We start from the raw sequence: 13241 nt of genomic DNA on the forward strand, positions 1-13241 counted from the left end.
ACGCCCTGCTCGACCGCGCCGCCGCGATGAAGGCGGGCGAGACCGACCCCCGACTCGGGGACGCGACGCTGGGGATGATCTTCGAGAAGCCCTCGACGCGCACCCGGGTCTCGTTCGAGACGGGCATGACGCGGCTGGGCGGCCACGCGATGTTCCTCGGTCCCGACGACATCCAGTTGGGCCACGGCGAGCCCCTGAAGGACACCGCGCGCGTCCTCGGCCGGTACGTCGACGGCGTGATGGCGCGCCTGTTCGACCACGCGGACGTCGAGGTGCTCGCCGAGTACGCCGACTGCCCCGTGATCAACGGGCTCACCGACGAGGCGCACCCGTGCCAGACGCTCGCCGACCTCCTCACCATCCGCGAGACGGTCGGCGAGGACGCCGCGGTCGCGTGGGTCGGCGACGGCAACAACGTCGGGCAGTCGTTCGTCGTCGGCGCGGCGATGGCCGGCGTCGACGTGGAGGTGGCCACGCCCGCCGGCTACGGGATGGACCCCGACGTGTTCGAGCGCGCCGCCGAGTTCGGCGCGGACGTGGCGCCGACGACGGACCCGGCGACCGCTATCGAGGGCGCCGACGTCGTCTACACCGACGTGTGGATCTCGATGGGGCAGGAGGACGAGCGCGACGAGAAGCTCGCCGCCTTCGACGGGTTCCAGGTGAACGCCGACCTGCTCGCGGACACCGGCGCGAAGGTGATGCACTGCCTGCCCGCGCACCGCGGCGAGGAGATCACGGACGACGTGCTCGAATCCGACCGGGCCCTCGTCTGGGACCAGGCGGAGAACCGGATGCACGCGCAGAACGCGCTGCTGGTCGAACTGCTCGGCGGGGAGTGAGACGAAAACGGCGGTCGGCTGGGCCCCGATCGCGACCGAGAGATCGGTCGCGGCGCGATCGCGGACGCCCGAAACTCGGCACGGACGCTCACCCGGAGAGCGTGACGAGCGACGCACCCACGACCACGACGAACGCGGCGGCAACCAGCGGCCAGGTGACTCGCTCGAGGTGGTTAGGTAGGAATAGGGCCGACAGGGCGATAACGATCAGCGGTGCGGTGTGCGTGATCGGGACCACGATCACCACCGGGGCGGACGCGAGGGCGCCGAAGTACGCGAGCAGTCCGACCGTGCTCGCTACCCCCGCACCGACGTACCACCGCGCGTGCGGGTTCCTGACGAGCGTGGGAAAAGGGATTCTGCGAAGCCGACGGTATCCCGTGTAACCGGCGAACGCCGTGGTCATCATCACCGCGAGGCCGGCGAGGATCGGCGTTCCGGCGTCGAGCCCGATCCGGACGAGGATCGGTTCGATACCGGTGAACGCCGCGGCGGCGATCGGGAACAGCAGCGACACGCCGACGCTCCGCGGCGAGGCGGTCGACCGGGAGTCGGCAGCGGTCACCCACGAGATAACGGCGATCCCCGCGACGATGAGCGCGATCCCGACGACGTGAGGCGGCGTGAGCGATTCGCTGAACAGCAGCACGGCCAAGACCGCGGCGACCAGCGTCGAGGCCGAGAGTATCGGCGTCGTTCGGCTCGCGCCGATCGTCTCGATCCCGGCGAACAGGCAGAGGCGCCCGAGGACGAGGCCGGTGATCCCCGCCGCGGCGAACGCTCCAACGGCGACCGGCGACAGGCCGTACGCCGGATGGTGGCGGACGACGGCCACCGGAACGACGAGCAGGAGGTTGACACCCATCATGACGACGACGGCGTCACCGACATCACCGCCGTCGGTGGCCACCCGAATCAGGAGGTTTTGGACGGCCAAGAGGACGGCGGCGAGTACCGCGAGGCTCAGTCCCACCAGCGAAACGAGCTCGAATATCACGTCCGGAATGCGTTCTCGCCGTGACTGCGTATTTTCTCGCGTGAAGGTCCAAATTCCCAATCAAACGGACACAATTTTGCTCTCCTTCTGATCGCCATACTTTGGGTGAGCGTTCGCAAGAATATAAAATATTGACGACATGTGACGCCACACAACATGGAACATGGCAATCGACGGAACGTTCGATCGCGGAGGAGAGCCTAGTTTCCGGTCCAGCGCAGTATCGCCAGCGTCCCCTCGAAGAGGGCGATCATGGTGAGCGTCACGATGATCGGCGCCATCCCGGTCGGGTCGGGGCTGAACAGGAAGGCGATCCCGAGGAACGACCCCCAGAAGATCAGCCGCTTCGCCTCCAGCCACTGCCGGGTGACGAGGTTCATCATGATCGCGAGCATGATGAAAAGCGGGATCTGGAAGACGATCGCCATGAACGCGAGCATGATGACGATCAGGTTGAACGTCTCCGCGAGCCCGAAGGCGATCGTCGCGGCGTCGGAGGTGTAGGTGGTGAAATACGAGAAGATCGCGGGCAGCACGAGGAAGTGCGCGAACGCGATGCCGATCCCGCCGAGGATCAGGCTGGTCGGGACCGCCGCGAGGTAGTAGCGCCGCTCGGTCTGGTAGAGCCCCGGGCGCATGAACCGGTACGTCTCGTAGACGAACGCCGGGAGCCCGACCACGACGCCCGCGAGCCCGGCCACCTTCAGCTGGGTGAGCGGGAGTTCGAGGGGGCCGTACAGCCGCGGTCGGTTCTCCAGCGGCGCGGGGATGTGGTAGCTCCAGAAGTAGTTGATCAGCTCCGTCGACTCGGTGACGACGACGAGGGTAGCGAGCCCGCCGATGAGGAAGACGACCGCGAGCCGGCGCATCATCTCCTCGATGTGCGCGGCCAGCGGCATTTCCTCGTCCGTCTCCGGCCCCTCGACGCCCTCGAAGGGCTCGTCGTCGACCGCCGTCGCGGCGTCCGCGGGCGGCGTCTCCGCGGCCGTCGCCGGCGTGCCGCCGTCGCCGGCGGTCTCGGTGTCGTATCTCAGCGACGCGGCCGTGGCGTCGTCTGCGCCGGCGGCGGCCGCGTCGTCGTCCGCATCCTCACCGTCCGCGTCGTCGCCGACCGCCTCGGCGCGCGCGGCGTCCTCGGCGGCCACGACCTCGTCCGGTTCGAGCCCCTCGTCGGGGTCCGGATCCGGGTCCGCAGCCGCGTCCGGCTCGTCGGCGTCCGAGTCCGTATCGGCCGGCTCGGGGGCTCCGTCGGCGGACGCGTCGGTCTCGGACCCGCCTTCGACGGCGCCGTCGCTCTCGGGTTCGCCCTCGTCGGTCGACCCGTCAGCGGCGGCGGAGTCGTCGTCGCGCGACCGGTCCGAGTCGTCCATTCAGTTTCCCTTCGCGACCGGGCGGTTATCAACCTTTTCGGATAGCGCCGCCGCGCGGCTCCGTTCGACCCCGCTCGCCGAATCGGCCGGCGGGCGGGGCGCGCGTGAGCGCCCGCGGTCGAAAAGGTTGATAACGGCGACGGCCCTCGCCCTCCGTATGGCGAGCGCCCTCGACGAAGACACTCAGCAGTCGATCGCGGAGGGCCGCGAGACGGCGAAGGCGTTCCTTCGGTCGGTCCAGAAGGACCTCCAGAAGGTGTTCGTCGTCTTCCTCATCGGCTTCCTCGCGACGTTCTGGGCGCTCCGGACGTACATCTGGGACCGGCTCCGGGAGGTGACCGAGTCCAACATGAGCGCGGCGGTCGCGGAGGAGGCGGACATCATCGCGACGACGCCGTTCGAGGTGATCCTCCTCCAGGCGAAGATCGGGCTGATCGTGGGCGCGATCACCGCGATCCCGCCGCTGATCTACGTCACCCGCGACGAGCTGCGGCGGCGGGGGATGTGGCCGCAGTCGCCGATCGCGCGCTGGAAGATCGCGCTCCTCGGGCTGCTCTCGGCCGGCCTCTTCACGGCGGGCGTCTCCTACGGCGTGTTCGCCTTCTTCCCGCTGATGTTCGGCTTCCTCGCCGAGTTCGGCCTCGAGGCCGACATCCAGCCGACGTACGGGATCGTGATGTGGACGGAGTTCATCGTCTTCCTCTCGCTGTCGTTCGGCCTCGCCGGACAGATGCCGATGATCATCACCGGGCTCTCGTACGCCGAGATCGTCCCGTACGAGACGTTCCGCGACAAGTGGCGCTACGCGGTCGTCGCCATCTTCGTCTTCGGGGCCGTCTTCTCGCCGCCGGACCCGTTCACCCAGTTGCTGTGGGCGTTCCCGCTGGTGGCGCTGTACGGCTTCAGCCTCTACCTCGCGAAGCTCGTCGTCACGGCCAAGCGGAGCTCCGACCGGATCGACGTGCTCGGCGCGGTCCGCGACCACTGGAACGTCGTCGGGGGCGCGGTCGTCCTCGGCGGCGGGCTCGTGTACGCCTTCTACGAGTACGGCGGCCGGACCGCGGTCAACGACCTCCTGCGGCTCGCGGGCAGCACCCGACGCTTCCTCGAACCCGGTGCCGGGCTCGGCGTCGACCCGACGACCGCGCTCGGCGTCTACGCCGTCCTGTGGGCGCTCGCGTTCGCCGCCGTCGCGACGCTGTGGGCGGTGTACACCGACCTCGACACCACGAGCGCGGGCTACCAGTACGGCGACCCGACCGCGATCGACGTGGGCGAGCTCGACGCCGCGGGTGTCCGGGCGGCCCCCGCGGACGCGTTCGCCGAGATGGAGGAGGACGAGTCGCTCGCGCTGGCACAGGCCGCGATGGACGACGACGACCCGGAGAAGGCGCAGGCGATCCTCGACCGCTTCGACGAGGCGACGGCGGAGAACGACGGTGACGGAGGCGGTGACGGCGACGCCGACGGTTCGGACGACGGCGACGCCGGCGACGGCGGGCTCGTCGAAAACGTCCAGAACCGGGGATCGCGGGCGAGCTCGACGTTCCTGGCCGAGCTCACCGACGGCAACGAGGAGGAGGCCGAAGACGACATCGGCGGCTACTACAAGGACCTCAAGTTCATCTTCGACTCGCTGCGCTCGCGGTCGTTCCGGATCGTCGCCGTCTTCGGGGCCGTGATGGCGGCCGCGTTCACGTGGCTGTACCTCGGCGGCCTCGGCACCGTCCGCGGCGACCTCGAGCGGCGCGTGCCCGCGGAGATCGAGGGCGGGATCAACATCATCACCCTCCACCCGGTCGAGGCGCTGATCTTCATGGTGAAGTTCTCGGTGATGCTCGGGATCTTCGCCGCGTTCCCCGTCGCCCTCTACTACGCGTGGCCCGCGCTCCGCGAGCGCGGCTTCGTCGCCGGCCGGATCTACCAGGTGTACCTGTGGGCGGGCGCGCTCGGCGCCGGCATGATCGGCGGCTTCGCGCTCGGCTACGCGTACATCGCGCCCGGCCTCATCGGGTGGCTCGTCACCGACGCGCGCCTCGCCGACATGATCATCACCTACCAGGTGAGCGACTTCCTCTGGCTCGTCATCTACACGACGATCGGGATCGGGTTCCTCGCGGACATCCCCATCGCCATGGTCCTGTTGAACAACGCCGGCGTCCCGTACCACGTGTTCCGGGCCCGCTGGCGGGAGGTGACGATCGGGATCATGCTCGTCGCGGCCGTGTTCACCCCCGCGGACGTGATCACGATGTTCCTCGCGACGGTGCCGCTGATGTTAGCGTACGGCGTGGGGGTCGGCGTCCTCTTCCTCGTCACCTTCGGGGGTCGGCGGGACCTCTCGCCGCCAGCGGAGTTCATCGGGGAGTGAGTCCCGCGCTCGACGCGGCCGACGGCGGGAACGGCCCCTCGCGGCCCCCGCGACCGACGACTATTCCCGCGCGCGCCCGCAACGGAGGAGTGAAATGAGTAAGGAGTACATCGAGGTCCGCGGCGCCGAGGAACACAACCTCGCGGACCTCGACGTCCGGATCCCGCGGGAGGAGTTCACCGTCGTCACCGGGCTCTCCGGGTCGGGGAAGTCGTCGCTGGCGTTCGACACCGTCTACGCCGAGGGGCAGCGCCGCTACATCGAGTCGCTGTCGGCGTACGCGCGCAACTTCCTCGGACAGATGGACAAACCGCAGGTGGAGTCCGTGGAGGGGCTCTCGCCGGCCATCTCCATCGACCAGAAGAACGCCGCGAACAACCCCCGGTCGACGGTGGGGACCGTCACCGAGCTCCACGACTACCTCCGGCTGCTGTACGCCCGGATCGGCACGCAGTACGACCCCGTCACGGGCGAGGAGGTCGGCGAGCAGTCCGCCCAGGACATGGTGAACCAGATCCTCGACCTCCCGGAAGACACCCGCGCGAAGGTGGCGGCCCCCGTCGTCCGCGACCAGAAGGGCGCCTTCGAGGACCTGTTCGAGGAGCTGGTGAGCGACGGGTACAGTCGCGTCGAGGTCGACGGCGAGCCGGTCGACCTCACCCTCGACGACCCCGACCTCGACGAGAACTACGACCACACGATCGACGTGATCGTCGACCGGGTCCGCGTGTCGCCGGACGCGCGGTCGCGGATCACGGACTCCGTCGAGACCGCCCTCGAGGAGGCCGACGGCGTCCTCAAGCTGATCGTCCCAGACCCGCCGGAGGACGTGCCGTTCGCCTCGAACGCGCGCTCGACGGGGTCGCTCGCGGCCGACGCCGACGGCGACGACCGCCTCGTCTTAGAGTTCTCCGAGGAGCTCGGCAACCCCAACTCCGACGTCCAGTTCTCCGCGATCGAGACGCGCTCGTTCTCGTTCAACAGCCCGTACGGCGCCTGCCCCGAGTGCGAGGGGATCGGCTCGACGAAGGAGGTCGACGAGGACCTCGTCGTCGAGGACCCCTCGAAACCCCTGAAACACGTGTTCGAGCCGTGGAGCTACGACCGCACCTACTACTCCCGCCAGCTCGACAACGTCGCGGACCACTTCGGCGTCGACCTCGACACCCCCTTCGAGGAGTTAGACGAGGAGATCCGGCGACAGTTCCTCTACGGCACCGACCGGATGGTCCACTTCGAGTGGACGACGAAGAACGGCACGCGCGAGAAGACGGAGCGCTTCGAGGGCGTGATCCCGAACCTGGAGCGCCGCCACGTCGAGACCGACTCCGAGCGCGCCCGCGACCACATCGAGGAGTACATGGCCGTCACCACCTGCCCCGAGTGCGAGGGGACGCGCCTCAAGGAGCAGTCGCGGCACGTCCTCGTCGCCGGCACGTCGATCACCGAGGTGAACGAGCTGTCGATCGCCGACGCCCGCGAGCACTTCGAGGGGATGGAATCGGAGCTGAACGAGCGCGAGACGACCATCGCCGAGGAGATCTTAAAGGAGATCCGCGCGCGGCTCGGCTTCATGGAGGAGGTCGGCTTAGAGTACCTCACGCTCGACCGCGAGGCGTCGACCCTCTCCGGCGGCGAGAGCCAGCGCATCCGGCTCGCGACGCAGGTCGGCTCCGGGCTCGTCGGCGTGCTTTACGTCTTGGACGAGCCCTCCATCGGCCTCCACCAGCGCGACAACGACCGCCTGCTCAACACGCTGGAGGGCCTGCGCGACCTCGGCAACACCCTGCTCGTCGTCGAGCACGACGAGGAGACGATGCGGCGCGCCGACGAGATCATCGACATGGGGCCCGGGCCGGGCAAGCGCGGCGGCGAGATCGTCGCGCAGGGCGACTTCGACGACGTGGTCGACGCCGAGGAGTCGGTGACCGCCGACTACCTCGCCGGGCGGAAGGCGATCCCGGTGCCCGACGAGCGCCGCGACGCCGACGGCGAGCTCGTGGTGACGGGCGCCCGCCAGCACAACCTGAAGGACCTCGACGTGCCGATCCCGCTCGGCACGCTGACGACGGTGACGGGCGTCTCCGGCTCCGGCAAGTCGACGCTCGTCAACGACATCCTCTACAAGGGGCTCGCCCGAGAGATGAACGACAACACCTCGGTCGACCCCGGCGAGCACGACGCGATCGAGGGCCTCGACGGGGTCGAGACGGTGCGGCTCATCGACCAGTCGCCGATCGGCCGGACGCCGCGCTCGAACCCCGCGACGTACACGGACGTGTTCGACCACGTCCGCGAGCTGTTCGCGGAGACGAAGCTCTCGAAGCGCCGCGGCTACGAGAAGGGGCGCTTCTCGTTCAACGTGAAGGGCGGCCGCTGCGAGGAGTGCGGCGGGCAGGGGACGGTCAAGATCGAGATGAACTTCCTCTCCGACGTGTACGTCCCCTGCGAGGAGTGCGGCGGCGCGCGCTACAACGACGAGACGCTCGACGTGGAGTACAAGGGGAAGACCATCGCCGACGTGCTCGACATGAGCGTCGCGGAGGCCCACGAGTTCTTCGAGAGCCACCGCGGGCTCGAGCGCCGCCTGAAGCTGCTGAAGGACGTCGGGCTCGGCTACATGGAACTCGGCCAGCCCTCCACCACGCTCTCGGGCGGCGAGGCGCAGCGCGTCAAGCTCGCCGAGGAGCTCGGGAAGCGCGCGACCGGCGACACGCTATACCTCTTCGACGAGCCGACGACGGGGCTCCACAAGGAGGACGAGCGCAAGCTGATCGACGTGCTCCATCGGCTCGTCGACGCCGGCAACACCGTGGTCGTCATCGAGCACGAGCTCGACCTCGTGAAGAACGCCGACCACGTGATCGACCTCGGCCCCGAGGGCGGCGACGGCGGCGGCGAGCTCGTCGCCAGCGGGACGCCCGAGGCGATCGCCCGCGAGGAGGCGTCCCACACCGGGCGCTACCTCCGAGACATGCTCCCGGACGTGGACCTGGAGGGGCCGCGCGACGACCGCCGGAAGCCCGCGGTCGCCGACGACGACTGAGGCGAAGCGAGGATCGAGACGGGGCCGACCCCCGCGACCCGCATTTTGATGCCGCGGCGCGTCGTCGCTCCGACCATGCGAGAGATCACGACCGACGACGTACCCGAGGCGCTCGGCCCGTACTCACAGGGGATCGTCTCCGGCGACACGGTCCACGTCTCCGGGAAGACGGGCGTGGACCCCGACACCGGCGAGGCCCCCGAGTCGGTGGCCGAGCAGACGACGCAGACGCTCGAGAACGTCGCCGCGATCCTAGAGGCGGCCGGGACGACCCCGGACGCGATCGTGTCGGCGACCGTCTACCTCACCGACATGGACGACTACGGCGCGGTAAACGAGGCGTACCGGTCGTTCCTCTCGGAGCCGTATCCGGCCAGGACCTGCGTCGAGGTGTCTCGGCTCCCCGCGCCGCTCGACGTCGAGATCACGGTCACGGCGGAGCTCGACAACGACTGAGCGGCGTCTTTGGGCCGTTTCGGGAGGAAATTGGGAAAACGCTTTTTATTCAACGATGCTCGTTGAACGCCCATGGAACGACGGTCGTTCCTCTCTGCGGGCGGCGCAACGGTCCTCGCGCTCGCGGCCGGACGCTCCTCCATCGCCGACGACTCGGGCGACCCCGCGGCGGTCGTCGAGGAGTACTACCGACGGGCGAGCGCGAGCGAGGACAGCGAGGCGTTCGCGGACGACGTGACTGCGCTCGCGCACCCCGCCTCGCCGCTGTTACGGGTCGCCGAAGACGTCCCGATGGCGTTCGACGCGGCCGTCAGGCAGGAGCTCTCGGACGCCGCGGTCGTCGCCGAGGACCTCTCCGCCGACGAGATCCGGTCGATTTCGGGGTTCCTCGCGGCCTCGCTGACGGACGAGGAAGTCGAGTCGATCGCGTCGGAGAACGCGGTCGTCTCGGCGACCGTCGTCGACGGCGAGGGCGGGGAGGCCGAGTTCCGCTGGCTCGTCGCGACCGCCGACGGCGAGTGGCGGCTCGTGTGGCCCGGAGCGCCGGAGGGGCCGATGGCGGTCGTCAGGGAGTACTACCGGCGGGCGGGCGAGGCCGACGACGCCGAGGCGTTCGCGGCCGACGTCGAGGCGCTCGCGCACCCCGCCTCCCCGCTGGGCGAGATCGCGGCGGACGTGCCGGGGCTCTTCGACGGGGCGCGGCGCCAGCGGCTCGTCGAGGCGGAGGTCGTCGCCGAGGACGTGGACGCCGAGCGCGTCCGGGGCGTCTCGGACTTCTTCGGCGGGGCGGCGAGCGACGAGGCGATCGAAGCGATCGCCGCGGAGAACGCGGTCGTCTCGGTGACGGTCGCCGACGACGACGGCGACGAGTTCGAACTGGAGTGGCTCGTCGCGACCGCTGACGGCGAGTGGCGGCTCGTGTGGCTCTGAGACGCGCCGTCGACGAACCGCCGCTCAGAACTTCTCCAACAGGTCGCCGTAGAACTCGCCGCCGCGGTCGTCCGCGAGCTTCTCGACGATGAGCTCCGGCGTCGACCGCGCGAGGTGCCCCTTCTTCGGCGAGCGGTTCACCCGGAGTTCGCCGTCGACGAGCCCCGCGGCCTCGATGCCGTCGACGGCGACCGCGAAGTCGGCGGCGGCGCGGATCTCGCGGGCGAGGTGCGAGACGAAGACGGCGGTCGCGTCCTGGTCGTCGAGCGCCTCCAAGATGCCCGCGATGATCTTCGCGGAGGCGCCCGGCTCGGTGATGGATTCGAGTTCGTCGACGAGGACGAGCCGGCCGTCGGCGCCGTCGACGAGATCGCCGAAGTCGCGGAGCGTCGCCTCGAACGCGCCCGCGTCGAGGGTCCCCTGCGACTTCGCGTAGTAGTGGATCTCCTCGAACCGCTCGACCGTGGCCGACTCGGCGGGCACGGGGAGCCCCATCTGCGCGAGGACGACGACGAGGGCGACCAGGTCGAGCGTGGAGGTCTTCCCGCCGGAGTTGACCCCCGACAGGAGCGTCGCGCCGGAGACGGCGTAGTCGACCGACTCGACCGCCGCGAAGTCGACGTCGAGCAGCGGAGAGCGGCCTCCCTCGATGCGGAACCCCGACGACGCGTCTCCCGGGCCGACGACCTCGGGCAGCGTACAGTCGAAGTCGCGCGCGAACCGCGCGACCGCGAGCTCGACGTCGAGCTCTAAGGCGTCGCGGACCAGTTCCTCGACCGGCTCGCGGAGGTCCCCGAGGTCGCTCGCGAGGTCGGCCTTCAACGTCGCCGCGCGGCGGTCGCGGGCCGCGGAGAGTTCGGTCCGGAGCCGCGAGACGGCGCTCTCGTCGTGGTCGACCGGGAAGGAGGGGTCGCCGCCGAAGACGCGCTCGGCGAGCTCCGCCTCCTCGGGCTCCAAGCGGAGCGCGTCGGCGAGGTGCTCGCGGGCGGCGTCGACCGCCGCGTCGTACTCGTCGGCAAGTTCGCGGTCCAGCAGCGAGTCCACGCGCGCGCCCTGCTCGACGAGGGAGAGGAAGTCGGTCCCCTCGATGGTGACGTCGCGCTCGCGGATCGCCTCGCGCAGCCGGTCGTCGGCGACGGACGCGGCCGTCGACACCGCGGCGTCGAGGTCGGCGACGGCGGCGGTCAGCCGGTCGAGCTCCGCGTCGCCGGCGATGGTACCGTCGTCGTCGAGCCGCGAGAGGGCGTCGCGGAGGCGGTCCAAGTCGACGGGCGGCCCGTCCTCGGAGACCGGGTCGCCGGCCGCCGCGGCCGCCTCGTGGACCGCCGCGGCCGCCTCCAGGCGCTCGCGGTTCTCGGCGAAGAACGCGAGCAGCCGCTCCGGGACGGTCTCGGCCGGGTTTTCGAGCGCGTCCGGGCGGACGCTCACGTCTCCCTCCACGTCGAGGCCGGCGAACGACTCGTCTAAGACGATCACGGACGCGTACGAGCGGCCCAGCTCGGAGACGTCGCGGGCGTCCTCGACGGTCTCGACGGAGAGCTCGGGGACCGCGGCCTCGGCGCGGGCGAGCGTCTCCGCGTCGGCGGTGGCGAGGCAGCGGTCGCGGACGCGGACGGTCGGGGGGTCGGCGAGGGGCGCGCAGTCCGCGAGCGCCTCGCGGACCGCCGGGTCGGGGTCGCGCGCCGTCGCGGCGGCGGCGAACGACTGCGCCTCCTCGATCCGCGAGGCGGACGCGCTGGGGTAGAACGTCTCCAGGCGCTTCGCCGCGTAGTCGGTGACGGTGCGCTCGCGCAGCAGGTCGATCGCTTCGCGGTACAGCTCGCGGGCGCGGTCGGTGGCGAGCACGCGCCCGTCGTCGCCGTGGCGGCGGCGGATCGCCCCGCGGGCGATGCGGGCCGCGCGGGCCTCGTTGACGCCCGGCGCGCGGGCGATGGCGGCCACGTCGCCGGACTCGACGGTCGCGGCCGGGTCGTCGAGCTCGCGCAGCGCCGCGGCCGTCTTGGCACCGACGCCGGGGATCGCCTCCAGCTCCATCTACTCGCGGGTATCGCGGCGACGGTCTAAAGCGTGCGGGTCGCTCCCGCGGTCCGGCGCCGCGCGTCTCCGGGCGAGGGGAGGCGTGTCGGGTGCGACGCCCTTTTTCGCGCCCGCCGCGAACGCCGGCCATGAGCCAGGACGCGCGTGCCGTCGGAGACGGGTCGCTCGCCCCCGAGACGGCGGCGAAGGCGGCGAGCGCCCGCGAGGCGCTCGGCGAGCGCGACGGGGTCGTGATCGCGTTCTCGGGCGGCGTCGACTCCGCGGTGGTGGCGGCGCTGGCGGCGGACGCGCTCGGCGACGACGCCGTGGCGTGTACCGCCCGCAGCGAGACGCTGCCGGCGGCGGAGCTCGACGACGCGAAACGGGTCGCCGCGGAGATCGGGGTCCGCCACGAGACGGTGACGTTCTCCGAGCTCGACGACCCGAACTTCGTCGCCAACGACGGCGACCGGTGTTACCACTGCCGCACGATGCGGCTCGGCCGGATGTACGAGACGGCCAAGGAGCTGGGGATCGGCACCGTCTGCGACGGGACGAACGCCGACGACCCCGGCGAGGGGCACCGACCCGGGCTCCGCGCGGTCGAGGAGCTCGACGTCTTCTCCCCGCTGCTCGACGCCGGAATAACGAAGGAGGAGGTCCGCGCGATCGCCGAGTCGTACGGCCTCTCCGTGGCCGACAAGCCGTCGATGGCGTGTCTCTCCTCGCGGATCCCGACCGGGCTGGAGGTGACCGAGGAGCGCCTGACCCGCGTCGAGAAGGCCGAGCGGGTCCTCCGCGAGTGGGGGTTCGAGGGGTTCCGCGTGCGCGACCACGACGGCCTCGCGCGCGTCGAGATCGCGCCCGACGAGCTGGAGCGCGCGCTCGACCCCGCCTTCGCCGACGCCGTCCACGAGCACCTCACCGACCTCGGCTTCGAGTACGTCACGCTCGACATGGCGGGGTACCGGACGGGCAGCGTGAGCCCGGGAGGAGACGGAGAGGAGAGCGCGGACGGCGAAGGGAACGCGGACGGCGACGACGGGGGCGGCGCGGACGGAGCGAACGACGACGACGGAGCGAGCCGGTCGCTGGACGACGAGGTCGACATCGGGCGACAGTACCCGCGCTGAGTCGCGGCGCTCGCCCGCTCGACGCCGGGACGCCGACGGTCGCTCACCGCGTTATCACCGGAGAGAACCCGGCGGGAACG

9 protein-coding genes are annotated in these 13241 nt (G+C 70.6%); 6 read left to right on the top strand and 3 right to left on the bottom strand.

The annotated features are described in order from the left end of the window. Positions 1-842, top strand: an 842-nt coding sequence (gene argF, locus Q0116_RS04615; RefSeq protein ID WP_297885958.1) for an ornithine carbamoyltransferase, incomplete at its 5' end; no start/stop codon positions are given. An 88-nt stretch (positions 843-930) separates the two neighbouring features. Here the strand turns inward: argF and Q0116_RS04620 are convergent. Both Q0116_RS04620 and Q0116_RS04625 read right to left on the bottom strand, forming a co-directional pair. Continuing rightward, positions 931-1839, bottom strand: coding sequence for an EamA family transporter (locus Q0116_RS04620; protein WP_297885960.1), 909 nt, complete (start codon positions 1837-1839; stop codon positions 931-933). Between the two features lie 200 nt (positions 1840-2039). Beyond that, a complete protein-coding gene (locus tag Q0116_RS04625) occupies positions 2040-3209 on the bottom strand; it encodes a twin-arginine translocase subunit TatC (protein WP_297885962.1) in 1170 nt (389 codons plus the stop codon). A 157-nt stretch (positions 3210-3366) separates the two neighbouring features. Here Q0116_RS04625 and Q0116_RS04630 point away from each other — a divergent pair, with 157 nt between their 5' ends. From Q0116_RS04630 to Q0116_RS04645, 4 genes are all read left to right on the top strand, one after another. Further along, positions 3367-5580, top strand: a complete 2214-nt coding sequence (locus Q0116_RS04630) for a twin-arginine translocase subunit TatC (RefSeq protein WP_297885964.1) — start codon at positions 3367-3369, stop codon at positions 5578-5580. A 94-nt stretch (positions 5581-5674) separates the two neighbouring features. Continuing rightward, positions 5675-8626, top strand: a complete 2952-nt coding sequence (uvrA, locus tag Q0116_RS04635) for an excinuclease ABC subunit UvrA (RefSeq protein ID WP_297885966.1) — start codon at positions 5675-5677, stop codon at positions 8624-8626. Between the two features lie 75 nt (positions 8627-8701). Next, entirely contained in the window at positions 8702-9082 is a 381-nt protein-coding gene (locus tag Q0116_RS04640; RefSeq protein ID WP_297885967.1) for a RidA family protein, read from the top strand. A 72-nt stretch (positions 9083-9154) separates the two neighbouring features. Then, on the top strand, positions 9155-10012 hold the full coding sequence (locus Q0116_RS04645) for a hypothetical protein (protein ID WP_297885969.1): 858 nt from the start codon (positions 9155-9157) through the stop codon (positions 10010-10012). A 24-nt stretch (positions 10013-10036) separates the two neighbouring features. Here the strand turns inward: Q0116_RS04645 and Q0116_RS04650 are convergent, their stop codons facing one another. Beyond that, positions 10037-12046: a helix-hairpin-helix domain-containing protein gene (locus Q0116_RS04650; RefSeq protein ID WP_297885971.1), complete on the bottom strand. Its 2010-nt coding sequence runs from the start codon at positions 12044-12046 to the stop codon at positions 10037-10039. A gap of 131 nt (positions 12047-12177) precedes the next feature. Between Q0116_RS04650 and larE the strand changes: the two genes are divergently transcribed. Then, entirely contained in the window at positions 12178-13161 is a 984-nt protein-coding gene (gene larE, locus Q0116_RS04655; RefSeq protein ID WP_297885972.1) for an ATP-dependent sacrificial sulfur transferase LarE, read from the top strand. The last annotated feature ends 80 nt before the right edge of the window (positions 13162-13241 follow it).

Source organism: uncultured Halorubrum sp., from assembly GCF_937146585.1.
Lineage (GTDB): Archaea > Halobacteriota > Halobacteria > Halobacteriales > Haloferacaceae > Halorubrum > Halorubrum miltondacostae.

Coding starts and splice junctions, on each gene's coding strand:
- Q0116_RS04640 (WP_297885967.1), top strand. CDS start 8,702: ATGCGAGAGATCACGACCGACGACGTACCCGAGGCGCTCGGCCCGTAC.
- Q0116_RS04650 (WP_297885971.1), bottom strand. CDS start 12,046: ATGGAGCTGGAGGCGATCCCCGGCGTCGGTGCCAAGACGGCCGCGGCG.
- larE (WP_297885972.1), top strand. CDS start 12,178: ATGAGCCAGGACGCGCGTGCCGTCGGAGACGGGTCGCTCGCCCCCGAG.
- Q0116_RS04625 (WP_297885962.1), bottom strand. CDS start 3,209: ATGGACGACTCGGACCGGTCGCGCGACGACGACTCCGCCGCCGCTGAC.
- Q0116_RS04645 (WP_297885969.1), top strand. CDS start 9,155: ATGGAACGACGGTCGTTCCTCTCTGCGGGCGGCGCAACGGTCCTCGCG.
- Q0116_RS04630 (WP_297885964.1), top strand. CDS start 3,367: ATGGCGAGCGCCCTCGACGAAGACACTCAGCAGTCGATCGCGGAGGGC.
- uvrA (WP_297885966.1), top strand. CDS start 5,675: ATGAGTAAGGAGTACATCGAGGTCCGCGGCGCCGAGGAACACAACCTC.